The sequence below is a fragment of the Snodgrassella alvi genome (assembly GCF_002777855.1).
Lineage (GTDB): Bacteria > Pseudomonadota > Gammaproteobacteria > Burkholderiales > Neisseriaceae > Snodgrassella > Snodgrassella alvi_E.
The window spans coordinates 21477-45522 of record NZ_MEIK01000029.1 but is presented as its reverse complement, the minus strand read 5'-3'; the positions used below and the strand labels follow the sequence as shown (position 1 = coordinate 45522).

The following is a 24046-nucleotide window of genomic DNA, read 5'->3' as shown; positions in this document are numbered from 1 at the left end:
CTTCCGTGTGAAGTCCGGAAGTCTTATTTATTCATCATTGACAGTATTTTTAATAAGAATACGGGATAATATGCGCATCGGTATTTCTGTTATTACTCATGCCAACCAGAACATCTGGGAAAATGGTATGGGTCAGAATGTTATATTTTTGGTTCAAAGCCTGAAGGCTATACCTTTTGTTAAATCAGTGGATTTAATTAATGTTGGTGGTCAGCCCCGTATGGCTGAACAAATTGATTTGAATCTGTTTGATCTGCGATTGATGTCAGAACAGGAAGCTATAGATGCTTTTGATGTCATTATTGAACTGGCTGGTGCGCTATCTCCACAATGGTTAGCCTTGCAGCGTGCTCGTGGTAAAAAGGTGGTGTTTTATTGTGTTGGCCAGCCTTATGTGGGGTTGTCAGAATATAATGTGTTTGAAAAACCAACTAGTTTTCCGCCAGTAGATCGTTGTGATGAAGTATGGCTTTTGCCAAAAGACAAAGCTTATATTCCCATGCTGCGGACAATGTATCGTTGCCCGATATACATTACGCCTTATTTGTGGGATCCAATGTTTGTTTCCAGACGCAAACAGGAAATTAGTGAACAAGGTCTTAATTACGGCTGGCACAGCAATGTGCATGATGGGGCAAAAACACCTCTGAGTGTGGCTATATTTGAGCCCAATATTTCAGTTGTTAAAACTTCTTCTATTCCCATGTTAGCTTGTGATGAAGCTTATCGTCACGAACCGCAATCAATTGAAATGATGCATGTGCTTAACACTTTGCACATGAAAGATCATTTAACCATGCTACATCTGGCCAATTCTCTGAATCTTGTTAAAGATCATAAGGCATGTTTTTATGGCCGTCACGATATAGTCGGTTTTATGGCACAACACGCCAATGCTGTGATTTCACATCAATGGTGTAATGACCACAATAATCTTTATATGGACGTACTGTATGGAGATTATCCATTGATTCATAATACTCCATGGTTAAAAGAGTTTGGTGCTGGATATTATTATCCAGATTTTGATGCACTTGAAGGTGGCAGACAAATAATACAGGCTTGGCTACATCATGAAGAAAATCTGAGTAGTCAGCGTCAAGCTTCACAGGCACTTTTTAAAGCAACGGATCCTTTATCAGATGCCAATATTAAAGCCCATGTACAACTATTATCTAATTTGTGTGCTGATCGTCCAGAATTATTAAGAGGTTAACCCATGTCGTCCGTGTCTTCACTTCGTGTAGGTGTTTCGATTTATGTACGTAAAGGAGCTCAGTCGCTTTGGGAAAATGGAATTTTCCAGAATTGTCTGTTTCTGGCAATGTTGTTAAAAAAATCTCCAATTGTCAGTAACGTGGTTCTGGTAGCTGGATCAGGTGATGGTGATATGCAGGATGCTATGAATTTTCTGCAGGATTCACCAGTACCGGTAATTGATATGGCCGCTGGTTTGAATGAGTTGGATGTCATGATAGAGATGAGCGCCCAGCTTTCCAAAGAATGGATGATAGAGTTCAAAGCCAAAGGTGGAAAAGTAGTCAGTATGCGCGTGGGTAACGATTATGTAATTGATATTGAGCGTATGCTGTTTGATAAGCCGCCTGCCTTGCTGATTACCGGTGCGCCTTATGATGAAGTATGGACATTGCCAGAGTATGAAAAAACCTGTAAACCATATTTTGCCAGTACATTTCGTACGCCGGTAAAGATCATGCCGCATTTATGGAGTCCGGTTATTCTTAATCGTGCTTGTGAAAAATTACCAGAAGGCGAGCAGTTTGAATACCAGCCGGGCCGCAATCGCTGGCGTATTGGTATGTTTGAGCCGAATATGTGTATGGTGAAAACCAGTTATATTCCTATGCTGGTATGTGAAAATGCACATCGACTGAACCCCAATTTCATCGAACATATCTATGCGTGCAATACTATGAATTTGAAGGATCAGACAGCTTTTAATCTGTTTGCTCAAAGTCTGGATATTGTCCGCCATGGCTTGACTTCGTTTGAAGGCCGCTACCCGATCTGGCAGGTGGTATCTATCTATTGTGATGCAATTGTTTGCCATCAATGGGAAAATGCTCAGAATTATATTTACTATGAGGCTTTATATGGTGGTTACCCGCTAATTCATAATTCGCACTTGATTGGTGACTGTGGCTATCGCTATCACGATTTTGATTGTGAAGAGGGTGGCAAAGTATTGGCAGAAGCCTATAAAATGCATGATGAAAATTTGAGTACTTACCGCGAGCGTGCAAAAGTTTTTCTGGCTACACTAGATCCTGAGGCAGAAAGTAATGTCCGCTGTTATACTGATGCTCTTGAGTCATTGTTTAAAGCCTAGATTTTACTAATTTTGCTTACACTTTAGTATAATGTATACATAAAACCTGCCAGCAATCAAACATTTCTAATGAAATTATGAACTTATCTAATACTCCGAATTTAATTTCCAGCCATGGCCAGGATGCTGCACCAGCACGTTTGCGTGTTGGCATTACCATTGGTCTGAGTCACCCCAAAGAAACATTGTGGAATAATGGCATCAAGCAGAACGCAGTTTTTCTTGCTGACGCACTGAAAAATTGTCCTAATGTTGATTCTGTGGTGTTGGTAAACACAACTGATGTACCAATTACATCAAGTTTGCCATGGGATTTGGAGATATGGCCAACTAAGAGCTTCTTAGAGGCCAAAGATCAGATAGATGTATTGATTGAGCTGGGTGGGCAAATTGGTGCTGAGCAGACGGCTTATATCAAAGACAGAGGAGTACGCTTAATATCTTACTGCTGTGGCTTTGAATATATCCATATGATGGAGTCGGTTTTATTCTCTCGCAATATGGGTGGCGGTAATCTATTTATCAACCAACGCTATGATGATATTTGGATGATTCCGCAGGTAGCCAATTGCAGCAAGGCATATTTTGAAGTATTCCGGCGTCATGATGCGCGTGTGGTGCCATTTGTTTGGAGCCCGGTATTTCTGATTCAGAAAACCGCTGCAATGCCATTTCAGGGCTTATGGCAGGTACCGGTATCTCGTAAGGGGTGGCGCCTGTCTGTAATGGAACCGAATATCGATGTTGTGAAGTTCTGTTTATATCCGATTTTGATTGCGGAAATGGCTTATCGTTCCGAACCGGAAGCTATTAATATTCTGCAGGTATGCAATACATTGCCGATGGCTCAAAAATCCATGGAATTCATTGCTTTGATGAATCAGCTGGATATTGTGAAAAATCGAAAATCTGTTTTTCTCGGTCGTTATGATACACCAACTTTTCTGGCAACCAATACTGATGCAGTAATTTCACATCAATGGGAAAATCCGCTTAACTATTTCTATTTGGAAGTATGTTGGCAAGGTTATCCGTTAATTCACAATGCTGAGCTGATTTCAGATTTGGGTTATTATTATGCTGGTAATGATGTGGAAGCTGGTGCAAAACAATTATTTGCCGCAATGAGCGATCATGCTTATAACGCTGCTCATTATGTATATGACCAGCGTCAACAGATTGCTCGCTTTTTACCAAATAATACTGATCTGGTGGCCAGTTATTCTGCATTGCTGACAGAAGTAATGGCCAGACCATTGCGTTAATAGTTTTTATTCACGCATAAATGTATTGATATTATTTTCAAGCATGGTGCAGATGCGCTGTATAGCTTCTTCACTGCCCCATGCCATATGCGGGGTAATAATCAGATTGGGCAGGCGGGCATTCAATAAGGGATTGCCATGTACAGGCGGTTCTTCACTTAGTACATCCACGCCAGCTCCGCCCAACTGCCCGTATTTCAACGCTGCTACCAATGCCTGCTCTGCCACTAGACCACCACGCCCGACATTAATCAGGACGGCCTGTGGTTTCATTGATTTCAATTCTGTTTCATCTATCATGTTGCGAGTTTGCTCATTCAGCGGACAATGTAAAGAAATAACATCTGCTTGCTGTATCAGCTGATTAAACGGTGTGTAGCCATTACGACAATCTTTTGCATTTTTATGTTCACCCCAGAGCACATGCATGCCGAAAGCTTGAGCTCGTGCTGCCAGCGCCTGCCCGATACCGCCTTTGCCGAAAATACCCAGCGTTTTACCATTCAGGTCGCGGATTGGGGCGCCGAAATGGCAAAAAAATGGACTACTTTGCCATAAGCCAGCGGCTACATCTCGCTGATAAGCCGGTAATTGGCGCATTAGTGCCAGAATCAGCATCATTGCATGTTCGGCTACGGTGTCATTACCGTAGCCGCGCACATTTCGGATACCAACGTTATGCTGTTGAGCAGCCTGTTGATCAATGTGATCCAGTCCGGTGGCGGGTACGGCAATCAATTTCAATTGCGGGCTATTTTTGATGGCTTCTGCGTTTATACGAACTTTATTGGATATGACAATATTCGCTTGAGCAATACGGCCTGCTACCTCATCTGAATTGCTGTGGCTGTAGGTTGTGATGTGATGAGGAAAATCGAATTTGAATGGAAAGTCTGGCAGGGTGGCGCGGTCAAGAAAAACAATTTCGCTGGTACTCATGTTGTCTCCTAATATATAAAAAATGCTATATACAATCACATGCATGGGTCTAATGTCTGTGTTACAGTGTACGCTAATTTGTTTGTAAGGATAAATGTGTATGGATTTGGTAATTGAGGATTTAGAGCAGGGAACAGGCCCTGAGGCTGTGAAAGGTAAAGAAATTACGGTGCATTACACAGGTATGTTAGAAGATGGCACAGTTTTTGATTCTAGTATTACCCGCCAACAGCCGCTGTCGTTTACGTTGGGTGCCGGTATGGTAATTGCTGGCTGGGATGAAGGTTTTAATGGAATGAAAGTAGGCGGCAAACGTAAATTGACTATTCCTCCTCATATGGGGTATGGCAGCCGTGGAGCTGGTGGGGTGATTCCACCTAATGCTACACTGATATTTGATGTGGAATTGTTAAAGGTTGATGATTGATTTGCAGTGATATGCAGGTTTTGTTCAGGCAGCTTTTTTCGGCTGCCTGAACTGTTTTATTTAGCTGGAGTTTTGATAATGGACAATAATCCGACTATTGCTGCTATTGCAACTGCACCGGGACGCGGTGGTGTAGGGGTGGTGAGGTTATCCGGCAAAAATCTGCTTCCTATGGCTCAAAAATTAAGTGGAGGCAAAACGCCGCAACCACGTAAAGCGTTATATACCGATTTTGTTGATGTAGAAGGCACGGTTATTGATAATGGTTTGCTACTGTATTTTGCAGCTCCGGCCAGTTTTACGGGTGAAGATGTAATTGAACTACAGGGCCATGGAGGCCCTGTGGTATTGCAGATGTTATTGCAATGCTGCCTGCAACTGGGTGCCCGATTGGCCGAACCGGGGGAATTTACTAAACGAGCATTTTTAAATAATAAACTAGATTTGGCTCAGGCAGAAAGTGTGGCTGATTTGATTGATGCTTCTAGTCAGTCGGCAGCACGTATGGCGGTAAGGAGCTTAAAGGGTGTATTTTCACAGGAAATAAACCGATTAGTAGATGATCTGATTACGTTGCGTATGTTGGTCGAAGCAACTTTAGATTTTCCGGAAGAGGATATCGATTTTCTTCAGGCTGCGGACGCTAGTGGCAAGTTAGATCATTTGTGTATTCAGTTGGATAAGGTATTGCGGCAGGCGCAACAGGGTGCGCTTTTGCGTGAAGGTATGAATGTGGTGCTGGTGGGAGCACCTAATGTGGGTAAATCCAGTTTACTTAACGCTCTGGCAGGTGATGAGGTGGCCATTGTGACTGATATTGCTGGTACCACGCGCGATACCGTCAGGGAACAGATTACGCTTGAGGGGGTGCCGGTACATATTATTGATACGGCCGGATTGCGTGAAACCGAAGATGTAGTCGAACGGATTGGTATTGAACGAAGCCAACAGGCGGTACAGCAGGCTGATGTGGCGCTGGTGCTGGTTGACCAACGCGAAGGGATTAATACCACTACGGCGGCGATTCTGGCGCAGTTGCCAGCCGGTTTGCACAAAATTGAAGTACATAACAAGATTGATTTAACTGGTGAAGCCGCATCCAGTGTTTCACGTGAAACTGGCGATTTAGTTGCTTTTACTGACGCTAGTCAGGTAATTGCTTTGTCTGCTAAAACCGGTGCTGGTCTGGATTTGCTGCGGCAAGCGCTGTTGCAACAGGTTGGTTGGCAGGGTGAAAGCGAAGGGCTATTTTTAGCACGCACTCGTCATATTCAAGCACTAGAGATGGCTCGGGAAGAGCTGGAAAATGCAAGTTTATGTCAGAATAATCAGATTGAATTATTTGCGGAACATTTGCGGTTGGCACAGAACGCTTTAAACGAAATTACCGGTGAATTCAGCGCTGATGATTTGCTAGGGGTGATTTTTAGCCGCTTTTGTATAGGTAAATAAATATTTGACTGAATCCGTTTTTTATCGCACTGATTATTGCTCGTAAATAGTCAGTGTTTTTTTTCTGCTTCTTTTACAGTGGCCGGATCAGGGCAAAGCGAGGCTGTGTCTGGCCATTGTGGATGATGTTTTCGTTGAACATGCTTTTGGGACGTGCCCAGAACGAATAATCACCATATAGACACTGATAAATAACCAATTCTTCTTCGGTTTCACTATGGCGTGCAGTGCCAGTTACCTGATACAGGTTGCCTTTGTAATGTTGGTAGATGCCACGTTGCATGTGTGTGTCCTGCATGGTTGATATAACTAAAATCTCTTTGATTACAACTCGGTATTCTTTTGGCTGTTTGCTGATTGATTATACAATGTTTTGAATGAATTATAACAATATGCATATTAAGGAATACAGAATATGAATAATGATCAGCGTGCCAAAATACCGGATGCACCATTGTCGGATAATGAGCGTCTAAAAGGAGAAAGTAATTATTTGTATGGTGAAATTGCCGCTGATTTGAATGATGGTATTACCGGTGGATTTAATGGTGATGATTTTCAGTTGATTCGTTTTCATGGTATGTATGAGCAGGACGACCGTGATGTGCGTGCTCAGCGGCAGGCAGCTAAACTGGAACCATTGAAAAATGTAATGATGCGTTGCCGGTTGCCTGGTGGCATTATTACGCCGCAACAGTGGCTGGGTATTGATGAGTTTGCTACGGCGCATACTTTGTATGGCAGTATCCGGCTGACGACACGGCAAACATTTCAGTTTCACGGGGTGTTAAAACAGGATATCAAGCCGATGCATCAGTGGCTGCATCAGCTGGGGCTGGATTCGATTGCAACTGCCGGCGATATCAACCGCAATGTGTTGTGTACCAGTAATCCGGTTGAAAGTAGTTTGCATCGTGAAGCTTATGAATGGGCGTGCCGGATTTCTGAGCATTTATTGCCTCGCACCCATGCGTATGCTGATATTTGGCTTGACGGAGAAAAGGTACTCAGCAGCGAACTGGATGCGCCGCTGTCTGCGGGTGTGAGCGGGGATGCGGTAGAACCGATTAATGGCAAGACTTATCTGCCGCGTAAATTCAAAACTGCACTGGTGATTCCGCCATTGAATGATGTGGATTTACATGCCAATGATTTAAATTTTGTTGCTATCGGTGAAAACGGTCATCTCGTGGGATTCAATGTGCTGGTGGGCGGTGGCCTGTCTATTGATCATGGTAATCAGCGTACTTTTCCAAATACTGCTAAGGATTTCGGTTTTATTCCGGTAGAGCAGGTATTGCGTTGCGCAGAAGCGGTGGTGACTACACAGCGCGACTGGGGTAATCGAAGTGACCGCAAGAATGCGCGCACTCGTTATACTTTGCAGCGGGTGGGTGTGGATGTATTTAAACAAGAAGTTGAAAGGCGGCAAGGGTTTGCCTTTGCACCAAGCCGCCCGTATACACTCACGGAGCGCGGAGACAGGATTGGCTGGGTAGAAGGGGAAGATGGGCACTGGCATCTGACTTTGTTTATTGAGAACGGCCGCTTGCTAGATTATCCGGGGCGGCCATTGAAAACGGGTATGCGTGAGCTGGCCAGAATTCATCAGGGTGATTTCCGCCTTACTGCCAATCAGAATATGATAGTAGCCGGTGTGTTGCCTGAGAATAAAGAAAAAATTGAGCGCATCGCACGTGAATACCGTTTGATTGATGATGAGGTGACAGAACAGCGCAAGAATAGTATGGCTTGTGTGGCTTTACCGACCTGTCCGCTGGCCATGGCTGAATCGGAACGTTTTTTGTCGGGTTTTATTGATCAGGTTGATGAATTAATGGCCAAATATGGGCTGGCTAAGGAGCATATTATTCTGCGTGTGACTGGCTGTCCAAATAATTGTGGCCGTGCATTGCTGGCTGAAATCGGGCTGATTGGTAAGGCCATCGGCCGTTATAATCTGTATGTTGGTGGTAATCGTGCTGGTACACGGATTCCGCGTTTGTTCCGTGAGAATATCGACGTAGACGAAATTATGCTGATTTTGCAAGAATGGATTGCACGCTGGGCACAAGAACGACTGGATGCAGAGGATTTTGGTGATTTTGCTATTCGTGCCGGTATTGTTAAACCGGTAGTGGATGCGGCAGTAGATTTTTGGGATCCAGATAAGGTGCCAGTATAGCACTCTATCTGATAGGGACAGTGTGGTGTTGTTGATTATGGTCTGAACTACTAAAAGATTCAGACCATTTTTGTTAGTTAGAGGTATTTGGGCTTTTGTTTAGGGCTCTGGTTTGGCATAGAGCTGGTCAAACAGGCCGCCGTCACTGAAAAAGCGTTGTTGTGCTGCACGCCAGCCGCCAAACTCTTGATCAATGCTGAGCAGTTGCAGGTTGGGGAACTGGTGGCGATATTCTGCCATGATTTTCGGGTTAACCGGCCGGAAATAGCTTTGTGCTATTAGGCGCTGGGCGCTGTCACTGTATAGATGTTGCAGATAGGCGTTAGCCAATCTGCGCTTGTCAGCACTGGTGATATTGCCGTCAACTACGGCTACGGGAGGTTCGCACAGAATAGATAGTGACGGTGTGACGATTTCAAATTCATCCGGCGCCTGTTTCATGGCGAGTTGAGCTTCGTTTTCCCATGCCAGCAAGACGTCTCCTAGTTGTCGATGGGTAAAGGTAATGGTGGCGGCACGGGCACCGGTGTCCATCATCGGCACATGCTGAAGCAGGGCACGTAAATAAGCTTCTGCGCTGGCATCGCTTCCACCGGGCTGGTGTTTGGCCCATGCCCAAGCTGCTAGAATATTCCAGCGTGCGCCGCCGGAGGTTTTCGGATTAGGGGTGATAATCTGTACATTGTTTTGAATCAAGTCACCCCAATCGCGGATGTGTTTGGGGTTGCCTTTGCGTACTAGAAATACGATGGTTGAAGTATAAGGGGTGCTGTGGTGGGGCAAGCGCTGTTGCCAATCAGATGGCAGTAACGTTTTTTTACCACGGTTGATGGCGTTGATGTCGCCGGCCAGAGCTAAGGTTACGACATCGGCTTTTAAGCCGTTCTGTACAGCTATTGCCTGTTTGCCGGAGCCACCATTTGACTGACGAATATGTATTTTTTGCCCAGTTTGCTTGTACCAGTAGTGCTGAAAATCAGTATTGTAATGCTGATACAGTTCGCGTGTGGCATCATATGAAGCATTGAGCAAAGTAGTGTTGCTGTTGTTCTGGCTGTTGCATGCGTTCAGCCCCATTGCTACTGCTGCTAGCAGACCATAACGCCAAAATGTGTTCATACTTGAAAATTTATTGTGCCGTCAAAGTTTTAATGTAGCAATGCTGCTGTGGGGACGGAAATACTGTTTTTTTGTTTGTTTATAACTAAAAGCAAGTTGTTGGGCGGTTTGTTGCTGCGGTAATCGGCCTAAATTTGAAAAAGTTGCCTGGGGCTGTTATAAACCGCATTTGATTTTTAATCTGTTTGATTGAGAAAGTTAGATGAAGAGCGGGAATACAGAGGTTGCAGCACACAGAAAGCTGCTGACACGGGAAGATGTGCGTACGTTGATGCTGTCATCCTTTGGTGGCGCGCTGGAGTTTTATGATTTTGTAATTTACGTATTTTATGCCAAGGTGTTGTCTGAGCTGTTTTTTCCAGCTGGTATGAATCCGTTTTGGGCGATGCTGAATACTTACGGTATTTTTGCTGCCGGCTATTTGTTCCGACCGCTGGGCGGTATTGTAATGGCACATTTTGGCGATTTGTTTGGGCGTAAACGTTTGTTTGCCCTGTCTATCATGATGATGGCTTTGCCAACGCTGCTGCTGGGATTGATGCCTACATTTGACACAATTGGCTATGTCGCGCCCGTGTTGCTTTTAGTATTACGCATGATACAGGGTGTGGCCATTGGCGGTGAAATTCCGGCGGCTTGGACGTTTGTATCTGAGCATGTGCCTGAAAAACATGTGGGTATGGCCAATGGTTTTCTTACCGGCGGGTTGTCGCTGGGTATTTTATTGGGCTCGTTGATTGCATTGATGATGTCCAGACAGTTTAGCAGCGCAGCGATTCTGGATGGTGCATGGCGTATTCCTTTTATTCTGGGAGGTCTATTTGGTCTACTGACCTTGTATCTGCGTAGTTATCTGCGAGAAACACCGGTTTTCAAGGCGATGCAGCAGCGTAAGGAGCTGGCTACGGATATGCCATTAAAATTACTGGTGACTCAGCATAAGACTGCCGTGATTATTGGTATGCTGCTTACTTGGTTTTTGACAGGATGTGTCGTTGTAATTTTGCTGGCCATGCCACAATTGCTGACTGCAGGCTTTGGCTTTTCCAGTGCGCTTGCTTTTGAAATGCAGAGTATGGCGATAGTGATGCAGATGATCGGTTGTGTACTATATGGTGTGTTAGCCGACCGTGTAGGCAGTGGACGCATGCTGATTTGTGGGATTGTTTTGACTGGTGTGATGGCAGTTTTATTCTATCCGGCACTGGGAAATAGCAGCGAAGGTATGGTTTTTGCTCTCTATATGCTGTTGGGACTGGCTGCCGGAGTAGCCGGTATTGTATCTGCTGCGATGATTAAAATGTTTCCACCCGCTATTCGCTTTACTGGAATTTCTTTTTCCTACAATGTGGCTTATGCGATTGTCGGTGGTTTGACTCTACCTGTCGTGCAGTGGTTAAGCAGCTATAGCCCGATTGGTGCCATGTATTACATCCTGCCATTGTGTGTGGTGGGGTTGCTGTCGGCTTTTGCATTCCAATTTCGTTATCAGCGCTAAAACTATCTCGCCAAAAATGTTAGACACAAAAAAGCTGCTTTATCCATACGTGTTCATCATGTCAGGATAAAGCAGCTTTTTTATTAATAATCAGGCATTACCGGCATTAGCTTGTTCGGCCTGATACATGGCTTCGAAGTTAATCGGAGCCAGCATCACTGGCGGGAAGCCGGAACGGGTGATGGTATTGGATACGGTTTCACGGGCATACGGGAACAGAATATTCGGTGCTGCTACCGCCAGCAGTAATTCCACATCATCTTCTGGAATATTGGCAATGCGGAAAATACCGCTCTGAGCCACTTCGTTCAGAAATAGTATTTTTTCTTCGGTCATCTTGGCAGTAACCGTTACTGTAACGGTAACATTATAAAATTCATCCTCTAGTTTCTCAGCAGCAGAAGTCACACGCATTTCAATTTGAGGTTCTCCACCTTCAAGAAAGATTTGTGGTGCATGGGGCACTTCTAGTGACAAATCTTTCAGGTAGATTTTTTCAATGCTGAATACCGGCTGTTGTTCGTTTTTTTCTGGTGCTTGTTCTTTTTTGCTCATGCTTTTCTTTCAACAAAGGGATAAGGGTTAGGGTGGCAGTACTATCCGGCACAGCCGGATAACGGAGAAGAGAAATAGTCTGCTCTTAGCCTGCCAGCAGAGGATCTAGTTTACCTGCTTGGTTCAAAGCATTCAAATCATCAAAACCGCCAACGTGTACTTCTCCGATATAGATCTGTGGTACGGTACGGCGACCGGTACGCTGCATCATCTGCTCGCGTGCCTGCGGATCGGTATCAATGCGGATTTCATTGATGGCTGTGACGCCTTTTTGTTTCAGTAAGGCTTTGGCCATCTGGCAATACGGGCATACACCCGTGGTATACATGGTAATCGCTTGCATCGTGTTTTCCTCGTCTGCGTACAGATACTGATTAGAATAGCCTAGCATACCGCGAACTGAAGCTACTGAACAGGTGCAGGCTTTCTTTGCGAGTATGCTGCGGTATAATTAGTGAATATTTATATCACAAACGGACACCTACAGATGATTCGTTTTGAGCAGGTATCGAAAACGTATCCGGGCGGTTTCACCGCAGTGAAAAACCTTAGCTTTTCTATCAGTAAAGGGGAAATGATTTTCATTGCCGGCCATTCCGGAGCAGGTAAATCAACCATTCTGAAACTGATAAGCGGCATTGTGAAGCCTACCAAGGGAAAAGTGTGGCTAAATAATCAGGATTTGGGACGTCTGAACGACAATCAACTTGGCTATCTGCGGCAGCATATCGGTATTGTGTTTCAGGACCATAAACTGCTTTTTGACCGCAATGTGTTGCAAAATGTGATGTTACCCTTGCGAATTACCGGTTATGAACGCAAGCAGGCAGAGCACCGAGCCCGTATAGCAATTGAGAAAGTTGGCCTGAAGGGACGAGAAATGGCCGACCCGGTGACCTTATCTGGCGGAGAGCAGCAGCGCCTGTGTATTGCTCGTGCAGTGGTGCATCAGCCTGGTTTGCTGATAGCTGATGAGCCCTCAGCCAATCTGGATCGGGCCTACGCGCTGGATATTATGGAATTGTTCAAGACCTTTCATGAGGCCGGTACCACAGTAATGGTAGCCGCTCACGATGAAACTCTGATGGCTGATTACGGCCATCGCATTATTCGATTGCAGGAAGGCAGGTTATACGCATGATTCAGTTTGTTTCCCTGCATACAGAAGCGGCGTGTAAAGCATTACGGCAGTTATTGCGCCAGCCGGTGGCCACAATGTTGATTCTTGTCATGCTGGCTATCGCCATGACGTTACCACTGGCATTGTATCTCGGTGTACAAAGCGGACAGCAGGTGCTGGGACAGATTAACGATGCGCCCACCATGACTCTGTATATGCAGATGGAAGCGAAAGCCAGTGATAATCAGGCTGTAGAAAAAGCCTTACGGGCGAATAAACAGCTTGAAAAAGTAGTGTTTGTGAGTAAGCAGCAGGGGCTGGAAGAATTGCAGCAGAGTATGGGGAGTCAGGATCTGGTTTCTATGCTCGATAGTAATCCGCTGCCGGATGCGTTTACGGTCACACCGCAAGTGGACACTCCAGAAGAATTGGCGGCATTACAGACACAGCTGGCAAAGCTGCCGATGGTGGAAAGTGTGAAAATGGATGCCGAATGGATGCAAACCCTGTATCAGATTAATCACTTTGTGCATCAATTGTTGTGGTTTCTTGCTATAACGCTGGGACTGGCGTTTGCGCTGGTGGCGTATAACACCATTCGCTTACAGATTCTTAGCCACCGTGAAGAAATAGAAATTACGAAGCTGCTCGGTGCCCCAGCTTCTTTTATTCGCAGGCCTTTTCTGTATCTGTCCATCTGGCAAAGCCTACTGGCTGCCGCTATTAGTATCGGCTTGTGTTACTGGCTCTGCTACATGACTCAGCCAATAGTCAGTGCCATTCTGCAACCTTACGGCGTGCATATTGCCTGGCGGTTTTTCAATCCCTGTGAAATAGTGGTAATTTTATTGCTGGTTTGCGGACTGGGTGTTGTGGGTGCATGGCTGGCTACGCGTCAGCATCTGCTCAGTTTTAAATCCGTACGCTAAATATTTTGTCTATCAGTAACAGAAATCCTCAGTAAGCTTGCTTTTACTGAGGATTATTTTCAAGAAAGTTCTCTACAATTTCTATCATAAAAAGCCTGCATAATGTTTTGCTAAATTTAATTATGTGCTTTCACTACAATACTAACCATTATTGAATATTCAGCAATAATCGCTACCATTCCTTTATTCATAAATTTGTTGCCCAGTATCTAACAAAACAGATTTTTTATTTGCTCATACATCGCATATCAGCAGGCATAAAAAAGCGGCACTGATTCACCCTTAAAGTAATTCAGCAACCGCTCATGTATATTTTCAATGTGTTAAAGGCTATTGATTCTGACGAGCCTGAGCTGCCTGTGCCAGTAGTTGCAGCATCGTTTCTGTTTCTTCCCAGCCAATGCAGGCGTCTGTAATACTCTGACCATAATTTTCTGGATTATCCTGCCTGCCTGCCATCAGGTTGCTTTCCACCATAACGCCCATTATATGCTGCTCACCGGCCTGAATCTGTGCGGCGATATCCTGAGCCACTTCCATCTGCCGACGATAATCTTTGCGGCTGTTAGCATGACTGCAATCAATCATCAAATATGGTGTAACCTGATGTTTATTTAGCTCGTCTACTGCGGCCTCAACATGCTCATGGCTGTAATTAGGTTCTTTACCACCGCGCAAAATAATGTGGCAATCTGGATTACCGCTAGTACGCACAATAGCCGAATGGCCGGCTTTGGTTACCGAAAGGAAATGATGTGGATGGCTAGATGCGCCAATGGCATCAATGGCAATTTTCAAATTACCGTCGGTGCCGTTTTTAAAACCTACCGGACAGCTTAAACCAGAAGCCAGCTCGCGGTGTACCTGACTTTCCGTCGTACGGGCACCGATGGCACCCCATGAAATCAGATCGGCAAAATATTGTGGAGTAATCATGTCCAGAAATTCAGTTGCTGCTGGCATACCCATATTATTTAATTCTAAAAGCAATTTGCGAGCCAGACGCAGACCGTAGTTAATATCGTAGGAACCATCTATTCGCGGGTCGTTAATCAAGCCTTTCCAGCCCACAGTGGTACGTGGTTTTTCAAAGTATACACGCATCACAATCAGCAATTGCTTGGCATATTTTTCGCGTAATACATTTAGCCGCCGGCCATATTCCAGTGCAGCGACTGGATCATGGATGGAGCAGGGGCCGATAATAACCAGTAAACGTTTATCATGGCCATGCACCAATGCAGCAATTTCTTCGCGCGTATCGTGGACTACTTCAGCAGCTTTGTCGGTAATCGGCAATTCATATAGATGGGCAATCGGTGGCAACAATTCTTTAATTTCTTTAATCCGGACATCATCTATTGGTCTGGTTACTGCCTGATTCATAATCTTTCCTGTCGAATGCTATTATTTTAAATTTTAATGATTTACCTATCAGGCTATAATGAATAAGTTTAAAAAGCAAGATTCAAACTTTTGTATCGATATAATATTGCTTAAATATCAAGTTATCTGGTAGATAATTATATTCTAAGCTGGATTTATATATATTTTCGACATAATATTTTAATAAAAACCATTTTATTGTTTGATACCTTGTTTAAAATATTGCAAGTGCTGTTTTAAGCCTGTATTGGTTTCGGGTACAATCGCTTACCCTGTGGTTCGTAACCCTCCCACATAAAAAAACTAGGAAATCAATTATATGCGTGCACAAAATAATCTGGGCACAGTTAGTTTGCTGGGTAATCAGCACACGCAGTATTGCAGCGATTACGCACCGCAGCTACTGGAAGCCTTTGATAATCAACATCCCGATAACGATTATTTCGTTAAATTCATCTGTCCTGAATTCACCAGTCTTTGCCCGAAAACCGGTCAGCCAGACTTTGCCACTATTTACATCAATTACCTACCCCGCATGCGCATGGTAGAGAGTAAATCATTGAAACTGTATCTCTTCAGTTTTCGCAATCATGGTGATTTTCATGAAGATTGTGTCAACATCATCATGAAAGATTTGATTGCATTAATGCAGCCTAAATATATAGAAGTATATGGAGAATTTACGCCGCGGGGCGGCATTGCCATCCATCCGTATGCCAATTACGGCGAACCCAATACGCGCTACAGTGACATGGCTGCTCAGCGTTTGCTGCAGTTTCAAGTGAAATAAACCTGTCACTGCTGCATAAAACTTTTCTGTATGGCTAGCTCGGGTTATCTGATGATTACCTGTTGCACAGCCACATGAATAAACAGGATTACCTATGTATGAATTTTCCGATGCGCAGCGTTTCAAGGCGTTGCGCTGGCTGACTTTCTGGCACATGCTGGTTATCGTGGCCAGTAATTATCTGGTGCAGTTTCCCTTTACTCTGTGGGGGCTGCACAATACTTGGGGCGCATTTACCTTTCCGTTTATTTTTCTAACCACTGACTTAACCGTACGCATATTCGGCTCAGGTCTGGCGCGAAAAATTATTTTCTGGGTGATGTTGCCTTCATTGTTGTTTTCCTATGCTATCTCCGTATTGTTTCAAAACGGACACTGGATGGGCTGGGTGGCATTAAGCCATTTTGATTTATTTGTAGCGCGTATTGCTCTTGCTAGTTTTACTGCTTACGTAGTTGGACAGCTGATGGATATTCTGGTGTTTAACCGGCTACGCCAATGCAAGCGCTGGTGGCCGGCTCCAAGTGCCTCCGCTGTGCTGGGTAGTGCCGTCGATACATTACTTTTTTTCGCAGTAGCATTCTATCACTCACCAGATGCCTTTATGGCGGCCAACTGGTTACAGATATCCTTTACAGATTATGCATTTAAAATCACTGTGGCCGCACTGTTTTTCCTGCCTACGTATGGTGTGATACTGCGTTATTTACTCTATCGGCTGACCGTCTTAGCGCCGCGTACCGTAAACGGTTAAAACGCATTAAACACGTTGTTACAGCGTAGTATCTTGCATTCAACAGGCCGCTTGATAAGTGGCCTGATTGGCGTGAAGGCATCTGTTATAATACGCGCCTATTTTCAAATACCTGGCTGAAAGAACATCATGGAAGCGGAGCAGATTAATCAGTTAAACAATATTCTGGATGATATGGCATCCCGTAGTCACGATTTACGGAGGTATCTTTGACTACGCTGGCAAAAAAGATCGTCTGGAAGAAGTAATCGGTCTGTCAGAAGACCCTGAACTCTGGAACGACCCGAAAAAAGCACAAGAAGTTGGCAAAGAGCGTAAAGTACTGGAAGGCATTGTGCTGACGCTGGATCATCTGCACAGCGGGATTGAAGACAACCGCATACTGTTGCAAATGGCTGTTGAGGAAAACGACAGCGACGGTTTCGCAGCAGTGCAGGCTGATATCACCGCACTGCAAGAAGAGCTGGCGCAGCTAGAATTTAAGCGTATGTTTAATCAGCCAGCCGATGTGAATAATTGCTTCATAGATATCGTGGCTGGCGCAGGTGGCACCGAGGCCGAAGATTGGGCCGGTATGTTATTGCGCATGTACGTACGCTATGGCGAACGCAAAGGTTTCAAAGTAGAAGTTCTTGAAGAAGACGAGGGTGAAATTGCCGGGGTTAACCGCGCTACCATCAAACTAGATGGTGAATACGCCTACGGATTGCTGCGTACCGAAACCGGTATTCACCGGCTGGTGCGTTACTCACCGTTTGATTCTAATAACAAACGACATACATCGTTTGCTTCCGTATTCGTTTATCCGGAAGTGGATGACAGCTTTGAAATTGAGATTAATCCCGCAGATTTGCGTGTCGATACCTATCGCGCGTCCGGTGCCGGCGGCCAACACATCAACAAAACCGATTCGGCTGTTCGCATCACGCATGAACCAACTGGTATTGTCGTACAGTGTCAGAACGACCGTTCCCAGCACCGCAATCGCGAAGAGGCGATGAATATGCTCAAAGCCAAGTTGTTTGAGCTGGAAATGCGTCGCCGCAATGAGGAAAAACAGAATCTCGAAGCCAGTAAGGATGATGTGGGCTGGGGACATCAGATTCGTTCCTATGTATTCGATTCATCGCGTATCAAGGATTTACGCACTGGTTATGAAGTAGGCAATATCAAGGCCGTAATGGACGGCGACCTTGATGGCTTTATCGAAGCCAGTTTGAAACAAGGTGTATAAAAAATATGTCATAAGGCTGCCAGCTATCAGTTAGGCGGCCTTAATTGTTAAGGTAGCCTGTATGAAATCTATTGATGTCATTATTCCCTGCTATAACGCCGAAGATACATTGGCACGAGCAATAGATAGTGTATTGGTACAGCCGGAACTGGGCTGTCTGTGGCTGGTGGATGATGCGTCTGCAGATGGAACAGCCAGTTTGATTCGGCAGTGGCAGCAGCGCCATCCACAACTTATACGAAGTGAGTTTCTGCCTACAAACCGTGGTCCGGCTGTGGCGCGTAACTGGGCCGCCTTGATGTCAAGTCGTAACCACATAGCATTTCTGGATGCAGATGATGCCTACCAACCTCATGCACTACAGGCTGCCAGCGCCGTGTTCAGTTTCCGGCCGCAAACCGGTTTATTGCGTTTACCGGTCAAGGGACATAATATCCCTGAACGGTACCGAACGCATGAAAAATTTGCCGTGGCATGGCGTACGTTTGAAATGATTACTGCCACCAATACAGTTTTTAACCGTGCCTATTTCCTCGCCTGTGGCGGTTTCCCAGTTGATGCTCTGTTTCGGCAACTTGGTGGCGAAGATGGGGCGCTGGGGCTGGCCACAATAGAAAGCTGCATGGTGGCCACACTGTTTGATGAAGCTGGAATGCCTGATATCGGTGTCGATTTTTATGGCCACGATGGGATGTATGTACGCAAACTGCTTGATGCTATGCTATATGGGCAAAAGCGGGAGGAATGCGATGATACAGCGATGCAACAGGCCGATGCGGTAACACAAAGTATTGTGCAACGGTTACACGATTTGCATGAGATACTTGCTTACCCTCACCCTGGTAAACAACCCCTGAAATTGTTTACCGATTAAGCATGGCACTCAAAGTGCCAGTGCATTAACTGAATTTCGTCTTATCATTACTCTGGAAGTAGAAGAAACATGATCAATCCATTAACTGCCTTGTCACCGTTGGATGGGCGATATGCCTCGGCTGTCTCTGAATTACGGCCAATTTTTTCTGAATACGGTCTAATACATGCTCGCATAAAAGTTGAGCTGGAATGGCTCAAAGCACTGGCTGCCGAAGCCGCAATTAGTGAAGTTCCACCCTTTACAGCCGCTACTATTGCCGAAATCGACGGTGTAATTACCGATTTTTCAGTTGAAGATGCGCAGGCAGTCAAAGCCATTGAGGCCACAACCAACCATGATGTAAAAGCCATCGAATACTGGCTGAAACAGCGTTTTGCTAATGTCCCCGAAGTACTGGCCGTGAGTGAATTCATTCATTTTTCCTGTACCAGTGAAGACATCAATAATTTATCGCATGCACTAATGCTGAAACAGGCTCGTGACGAAGTATTGCTGCCGAAACTTTGCGAGCTGATTGAGGAATTGCGTCAGCTGGCACATACTCATGCTGCCTTACCGATGATGTGCCGAACACATGGGCAGCCTGCTACACCTAGTACGCTAGGTAAAGAAATTGCTAATGTGGTGGCGCGTCTTCAGCGCCAGATTCAATCAGTTCAGCAACAACAGTTTCTGGGCAAAATTAATGGAGCGGTAGGTAATTACAATGCGCATCTGGTCGCTTATCCAGATATAGATTGGGAAGGCCATTGCCGCCGTTTTGTTGAATATAATCTGGGACTGACATTTAATCCTTATACCATCCAAATAGAGCCGCATGATTATATGGCCGAATTTTTCCAGAACATTAGTCGTATCAATACCATTCTGATTGATTTTAACCGCGATATTTGGGGTTATATCTCGATTGGCTACTTTAAGCAGAAAGTGAAAGCCGGAGAAGTTGGTTCTTCCACCATGCCACATAAAGTCAATCCGATTGATTTTGAAAATTCAGAAGGTAATCTGGGTATGGCTAATGCCATACTGGGTTTCCTGGCCGAAAAGCTTCCAGTATCGCGCTGGCAGCGTGATCTAACCGACAGTACTGTATTGAGAAATATGGGCGTTGGTTTCGGCTACACCATTCTCGGGTTAACCTCGCATTTACGTGGATTGCATAAACTGGAAATCAATGCAGCTGCATTTGCTGCTGATTTAGAGGCAACATGGGAATTACTGGCTGAACCAATTCAGACGGTTATGCGTCGCTATGGCGTAGCCAATCCCTACGAGCAGCTCAAAGAGCTTACCCGTGGCAAACACGGCATCACGCCACAGAGTTTACAGGCATTTATCAGCCAGCTTGCTATTCCGGACAACGCCAAAGCACAATTGCTGGCGCTGACTCCGTCATTATATGTTGGTAAAGCGCAAGAACTGGCAGAGCGCATTTAAAACAATACAAGAAGAAGGTGGGCATAGCCCGCCTTTTTTTATTTATGGCCGGAAAATATTTTTATCCACAGCTATACCCTTTCCGCTCAAATCTCATAGCTCAACGATGGTTCAGCTTATTGTGGATAAATTAAAAACTAGCTCAGAATTAAGAATTTTGTGGATAATTAGCCAGTTCAATCAAATTATTATCCGGATCACGAATATAAATGGAAGTCATTTTTCCACAGGCACCATGTCGGCTACTGGGTTGCTTCTCCAGCGGGATATGATGCTCCTGCAACATAGCTATCACTTCCTCCAGCGCTTGTTCCACGATAAAACATAAATCTGCTGAGCCTGGCGTAGGATAAAGTGCTTTCGGATTAAATTCATGTCCTTGCTGGTGTAAATTAATTTTCATTTGGCCAAAATGCAGAGCAGTACGATTGTCGGCAAACCTACTTTCGAGCATGCCCAGTATCTTTGTATAAAAAGCAGTTGAAGCCTGAATATCTTTAACTGTCAAAACCAGATGATCCAGCGTTTTAATCTGCATTACCGGCTCCTTAAATAGCATTTCACAAAATTTCTGTCGAAAAATAATTTTTAATTATTGATTATATTATAAAAAATAAAATTCTCTGACACAGCAGATAAAGCAAAAATTATTGTAAAAGGTCAAAATACCTTATTTGTAAGAAAATATTTTTATCAATTAAAATGCTATTTTTTAATGATTATAAGGCAGTGTTGCAAGCATTAAAAAAATTCAAATGACTTTATCCAGACATAAAAAGAAAAACAAACAATAATATTTTATGCTCAAAGAATAAAGGATTTGTCAGAAATTAATAAAAAAGCCAATGACATTTGTAGCATTGGCTTAAATAAGTCAGGCGTTTTATTCCATACGTAATTCTGCTGCACGAGCATGCGCCGTCAGTCCCTCACCATGCGCTAGAATACTGGCAATCTGTCCCAATTGCTTCGCTCCCTCCGCAGATACCTGAATTAGGCTGCTACGTTTCTGAAAATCATAGACACCCAGAGGAGATGCAAAACGAGCAGTACGGCTGGTCGGTAAAACATGATTGGGCCCAGCACAATAATCGCCAAGACTTTCACTGGTATACTGACCCATAAATATAGCACCGGCATGGCGTATTTTCGGTGCCCATTCCTGCGGATTGGCTACTGAAAGCTCCAGATGTTCCGGAGCCAAATAATTGGCAATTTCACAGGCTTCGTCCAGATTCTGCACTTGAATAATGGCTCCGCGATTAGCCAGCGATGCTTCAATAATAGCTTTACGTGGCATCTCTTTCATGAGCGTCTGCATTTGTGCTTCTACTTCAGATGCATAGTTTGCATCTGTGGTGATCAGAATTGCCTGAGCGATTTCATCATGTTCTGATTGACTAAACAAATCCATCGCCACCCATTTAGCCGGCGTGGTACCATCGGCAATAACCAAAATCTCGCTCGGGCCTGCAACCATATCGATACCAACCACACCAAACACCCGCCGTTTGGCAGCAGCCACATAAGCATTGCCTGGGCCGGTAATTTTATCGACTTGCACAATACTTTCCGTACCATATGCCAGCGCTGCCACAGCTTGTGCCCCGCCGATGGTAAAAACCTGTGTGACTCCGGCTACATAAGCAGCACCCAGTACAATATCATTGCGTTCCCCGTTTGGCATGGGCACGACCATAATAATTTCTTTTACCCCTGCCACATGTGCCGGCATCGCATTCATCATCACCGAGCTTGGATAGGCTGCCTTGCCGCCAGGAACATAAATACCCACTCGATCCAGCGCACTAATCTGCTGTCCCAGTAAAGTACCGTTTTCATCTTCATATTGCCATGATTGTTGTTTCTGGTGCTGGTGATAGCTCTCAATCCGTTTTGCTGCCGTTTGCAAAGCAGACTGAACATCTGCAGGCAGCCGTGCAAATGCCGCAGCCAAATCGGCCTGACTTAAAGTCAGGTCAGCCATAGATTGTGCCTGTGTGTGGTCAAAGCGGTTGGTATATTCGACTACTGCTGCATCACCACGTTTCTGTACATCTGCACATATAGCTGCCACTGCTGCATCCACTTGAGGATCCTGTGCGGTTTCAAATGCCTGAAGAGCAGTCAACTGAGCCTTAAAGTCAGTATCCTGCGAAGAAATATATTTCATACCTTTGTATAACGGGCAGCCTATGCTGCCCGATCCTGATAGATTTAATTAAATATTATTACCGAAATTATCATCATCCACATCGATAACCGGAGACTTTGTTTTAGCAGCTAGCTCATGTGCTGGAATGGTATTGCCATCTACTTCAACATCATACGGTTTGACTACCCGTACTCTCAGACCACGGCCGGCTTTGCGGCTGTCGATCCATTCATTGCTGATGGCTGAAATAGCATTATTGGCATTATCAAAGCCATAGTCTTTAGCATTGAACCCACCATCACTGGTTACCAGCTCTCGTGCTACCGAGCTTACTGTTGCCCAGCCTTCAATATCACAGGTTCGTTCAATCGCTTTCTGTACCATCGGTACCAGACGGTTCCAATAATGCTGGCTGGAAGTTTCGCCAGAAGACCGATTGGATTTAGCAGTGCGGCTGTTGAAACTAGTTTTAGCTGGCCTGCCGCGGCCGCGACTGTTTTCTGATGCCGTCACTGCCGTTTCAAATACAGCTTTGCGAGGACGGCCACGTCCGCGCTTAGTCTGATCATCACGGCTTTTATCAAAGCTGGTGAATTCAGGCGCCTGGGTTTCAATTTGTACCAATACCGGTTGAGTATTCTTCGTTTTTTCTTCCGGCTCAATCTTGACACTCACTTTTTCCGCCGGTGATGCTTTGCTGACAGCCGGAATCGTAATCACCAAAGGTGCGTCATTGTTCTGCTGAAAAGCAGCTGGTTCAGCAACTGGAGCAAAAGATTTATTTTCTGTTTTCGGCAGCAGATTATTACTGCGTTTTTTCAAACGCAGCCATAAATGATTTCCATGCATCTGCGTTTCAAAAATATCGATGGCATTAATTAGATAGGACAGTTTAGTATAGCCATAATTACGAGCATCAAAATCAGAATTAACCTTATTGATGTATTGTCCCACTACCCCCAGCGACGTCCAGCCATCATCATCAGCGTGTTCCTTCACTGCATTGCGAAACAGATTCATCAATGCTGTGTCCTGCTTCAGTTCAGTCGGAGATTTACGCTTGTTGCGGAATATAGGTGTCTGGGATTTGTCTTCACCAAGTTCTACCGTTGTATGACTAAGCAGATTTTCAGTATAAATAAATTTATCACAGGCTTTACGAAAAGATTCAGGCGTTTTCTTTTGCCCGAAACCATAAACAGTCAGGCCATTTTCACGAATACGTGATGCTAAACGGGTAAAATCACTGTCGCTGGACACAATACAAAAACCATCAAAAGTATTGCTGTAAAGTAAATCCATCGCATCAATAACCATGGCCATGTCGGTAGCATTTTTTCCCTTTGTGTAGGCAAACTGCTGCACCGGTGTAATAGCATGCGGAAGCAATGCATCTTTCCATTTGGATAGGCCACTGCTCCAGTCACCATAGATACGTTTGACACTGGCAATACCATATTTGGCGATTTCTTCCAGTAGAGATTCAACCGTACTGGCTGAAGTGTTGTCTGCATCTATAAGTACTGCCAGTTTGGCCGAATTTTCCGTTGTCATTTAAATAATTCCTGTTCAAT

The 24046-nt window shown here is 44.8% G+C and carries 23 protein-coding genes and 1 riboswitch; of the genes, 14 read left to right on the top strand and 9 right to left on the bottom strand.

Annotated elements, in window-relative coordinates; translation table 11 throughout:
• Positions 1 to 70 precede the first annotated feature (70 nt).
• The 3 genes from BHC43_RS04180 (at position 71) to BHC43_RS04170 (ending at position 3615) form a co-directional block, all read left to right on the top strand.
• Positions 71 to 1216, top strand: coding sequence for a DUF2827 domain-containing protein (locus BHC43_RS04180; protein ID WP_100141029.1), 1146 nt, complete (start codon positions 71 to 73; stop codon positions 1214 to 1216).
• Positions 1217 to 1219: 3 nt separating this feature from the next.
• Positions 1220 to 2350 (top strand): DUF2827 domain-containing protein, encoded by a 1131-nt coding sequence (locus BHC43_RS04175; RefSeq protein WP_100156603.1) that lies wholly within the window; start codon positions 1220 to 1222, stop codon positions 2348 to 2350.
• A gap of 77 nt (positions 2351 to 2427) precedes the next feature.
• The gene (locus BHC43_RS04170) at positions 2428 to 3615 is read left to right on the top strand and encodes a DUF2827 domain-containing protein (protein WP_100141027.1); all 1188 of its coding nucleotides are present in this window, start codon (positions 2428 to 2430) and stop codon (positions 3613 to 3615) included.
• Positions 3616 to 3621: 6 nt separating this feature from the next.
• Here BHC43_RS04170 and BHC43_RS04165 read toward each other — a convergent pair whose 3' ends face one another.
• Complete coding sequence (locus tag BHC43_RS04165) at positions 3622 to 4554, bottom strand: D-2-hydroxyacid dehydrogenase (RefSeq protein WP_100156602.1); 933 nt, start codon at positions 4552 to 4554, stop codon at positions 3622 to 3624.
• Between the two features lie 100 nt (positions 4555 to 4654).
• Between BHC43_RS04165 and BHC43_RS04160 the strand changes: the two genes are divergently transcribed.
• Both BHC43_RS04160 and mnmE read left to right on the top strand, forming a co-directional pair.
• Complete coding sequence (locus BHC43_RS04160; protein ID WP_100151477.1) at positions 4655 to 4981, top strand: FKBP-type peptidyl-prolyl cis-trans isomerase; 327 nt, start codon at positions 4655 to 4657, stop codon at positions 4979 to 4981.
• Positions 4982 to 5059: 78 nt separating this feature from the next.
• Entirely contained in the window at positions 5060 to 6433 is a 1374-nt protein-coding gene (gene mnmE / locus BHC43_RS04155; protein WP_373885631.1) for a tRNA uridine-5-carboxymethylaminomethyl(34) synthesis GTPase MnmE, read from the top strand.
• 73 nt (positions 6434 to 6506) lie between these two features.
• Here the strand turns inward: mnmE and BHC43_RS04150 are convergent, their stop codons facing one another.
• Positions 6507 to 6716, bottom strand: a complete 210-nt coding sequence (locus tag BHC43_RS04150; protein WP_100141024.1) for a DUF1653 domain-containing protein — start codon at positions 6714 to 6716, stop codon at positions 6507 to 6509.
• A gap of 132 nt (positions 6717 to 6848) precedes the next feature.
• Between BHC43_RS04150 and cysI the strand changes: the two genes are divergently transcribed.
• Positions 6849 to 8618 (top strand): assimilatory sulfite reductase (NADPH) hemoprotein subunit, encoded by a 1770-nt coding sequence (gene cysI, locus BHC43_RS04145; RefSeq protein WP_100156601.1) that lies wholly within the window; start codon positions 6849 to 6851, stop codon positions 8616 to 8618.
• Positions 8619 to 8717: 99 nt separating this feature from the next.
• On the opposite strand, the gene BHC43_RS04140 is transcribed toward cysI, so the two are convergent.
• Positions 8718 to 9737, bottom strand: coding sequence for a sulfate ABC transporter substrate-binding protein (locus tag BHC43_RS04140; RefSeq protein WP_100156600.1), 1020 nt, complete (start codon positions 9735 to 9737; stop codon positions 8718 to 8720).
• Positions 9738 to 9939: 202 nt separating this feature from the next.
• On the opposite strand from BHC43_RS04140, the gene BHC43_RS04135 reads away from it, so the two are divergent.
• Positions 9940 to 11235, top strand: coding sequence for an MFS transporter (locus tag BHC43_RS04135; RefSeq protein WP_100156599.1), 1296 nt, complete (start codon positions 9940 to 9942; stop codon positions 11233 to 11235).
• Between the two features lie 90 nt (positions 11236 to 11325).
• Here BHC43_RS04135 and secB read toward each other — a convergent pair whose 3' ends face one another.
• On the bottom strand, positions 11326 to 11790 hold the full coding sequence (gene secB / locus BHC43_RS04130) for a protein-export chaperone SecB (protein WP_100141020.1): 465 nt from the start codon (positions 11788 to 11790) through the stop codon (positions 11326 to 11328).
• An 85-nt stretch (positions 11791 to 11875) separates the two neighbouring features.
• A complete protein-coding gene (gene grxC, locus BHC43_RS04125; RefSeq protein ID WP_100141223.1) occupies positions 11876 to 12133 on the bottom strand; it encodes a glutaredoxin 3 in 258 nt (85 codons plus the stop codon).
• Positions 12134 to 12277: 144 nt separating this feature from the next.
• Between grxC and ftsE the strand changes: the two genes are divergently transcribed.
• Both ftsE and ftsX read left to right on the top strand, forming a co-directional pair.
• Positions 12278 to 12931, top strand: coding sequence for a cell division ATP-binding protein FtsE (ftsE, locus tag BHC43_RS04120; RefSeq protein ID WP_100141019.1), 654 nt, complete (start codon positions 12278 to 12280; stop codon positions 12929 to 12931).
• Positions 12928 to 13839 (top strand): permease-like cell division protein FtsX, encoded by a 912-nt coding sequence (gene ftsX / locus BHC43_RS04115; RefSeq protein WP_100156598.1) that lies wholly within the window; start codon positions 12928 to 12930, stop codon positions 13837 to 13839. Before ftsE ends, ftsX begins: the two co-directional genes overlap by 4 nt.
• A gap of 330 nt (positions 13840 to 14169) precedes the next feature.
• Here the strand turns inward: ftsX and aroG are convergent, their stop codons facing one another.
• Positions 14170 to 15225 (bottom strand): 3-deoxy-7-phosphoheptulonate synthase AroG, encoded by a 1056-nt coding sequence (gene aroG, locus BHC43_RS04110; RefSeq protein ID WP_100156597.1) that lies wholly within the window; start codon positions 15223 to 15225, stop codon positions 14170 to 14172.
• Between the two features lie 268 nt (positions 15226 to 15493).
• Positions 15494 to 15538: riboswitch (PreQ1 riboswitch) on the top strand.
• 6 nt (positions 15539 to 15544) lie between these two features.
• Between aroG and queF the strand changes: the two genes are divergently transcribed.
• The 5 genes from queF to purB all read left to right on the top strand — a co-directional run bounded on the left by queF (position 15545) and on the right by purB (position 20317).
• Positions 15545 to 16015 carry a preQ(1) synthase gene (gene queF, locus BHC43_RS04105; protein WP_100156596.1) on the top strand — a complete coding sequence of 157 codons (471 nt, stop codon included), beginning with the start codon at positions 15545 to 15547 and terminating at the stop codon, positions 16013 to 16015.
• 94 nt (positions 16016 to 16109) lie between these two features.
• Complete coding sequence (locus BHC43_RS04100; RefSeq protein WP_100156595.1) at positions 16110 to 16769, top strand: 7-cyano-7-deazaguanine/7-aminomethyl-7-deazaguanine transporter; 660 nt, start codon at positions 16110 to 16112, stop codon at positions 16767 to 16769.
• A gap of 129 nt (positions 16770 to 16898) precedes the next feature.
• A protein-coding gene (prfB, locus tag BHC43_RS04095) for a peptide chain release factor 2 (protein ID WP_100141014.1) occupies positions 16899 to 18003 on the top strand; the annotation gives its coding sequence in 2 pieces (ribosomal slippage) (positions 16899 to 16979 and positions 16981 to 18003; 1104 coding nt in all).
• A 61-nt stretch (positions 18004 to 18064) separates the two neighbouring features.
• Positions 18065 to 18877, top strand: a complete 813-nt coding sequence (locus BHC43_RS04090; RefSeq protein WP_100156594.1) for a glycosyltransferase family 2 protein — start codon at positions 18065 to 18067, stop codon at positions 18875 to 18877.
• A 69-nt stretch (positions 18878 to 18946) separates the two neighbouring features.
• Positions 18947 to 20317: an adenylosuccinate lyase gene (purB, locus tag BHC43_RS04085; protein WP_100156593.1), complete on the top strand. Its 1371-nt coding sequence runs from the start codon at positions 18947 to 18949 to the stop codon at positions 20315 to 20317.
• Positions 20318 to 20465: 148 nt separating this feature from the next.
• On the opposite strand, the gene BHC43_RS04080 is transcribed toward purB, so the two are convergent.
• From BHC43_RS04080 to BHC43_RS10985, 3 genes are all read right to left on the bottom strand, one after another.
• Positions 20466 to 20855, bottom strand: a complete 390-nt coding sequence (locus BHC43_RS04080) for a VOC family protein (protein WP_100156592.1) — start codon at positions 20853 to 20855, stop codon at positions 20466 to 20468.
• Between the two features lie 345 nt (positions 20856 to 21200).
• Positions 21201 to 22490, bottom strand: a complete 1290-nt coding sequence (gene hisD / locus BHC43_RS04075) for a histidinol dehydrogenase (protein ID WP_100156591.1) — start codon at positions 22488 to 22490, stop codon at positions 21201 to 21203.
• 48 nt (positions 22491 to 22538) lie between these two features.
• Positions 22539 to 24026, bottom strand: a complete 1488-nt coding sequence (locus tag BHC43_RS10985) for an NYN domain-containing protein (RefSeq protein WP_180297423.1) — start codon at positions 24024 to 24026, stop codon at positions 22539 to 22541.
• Between the last annotated feature and the right edge of the window lie 20 nt (positions 24027 to 24046).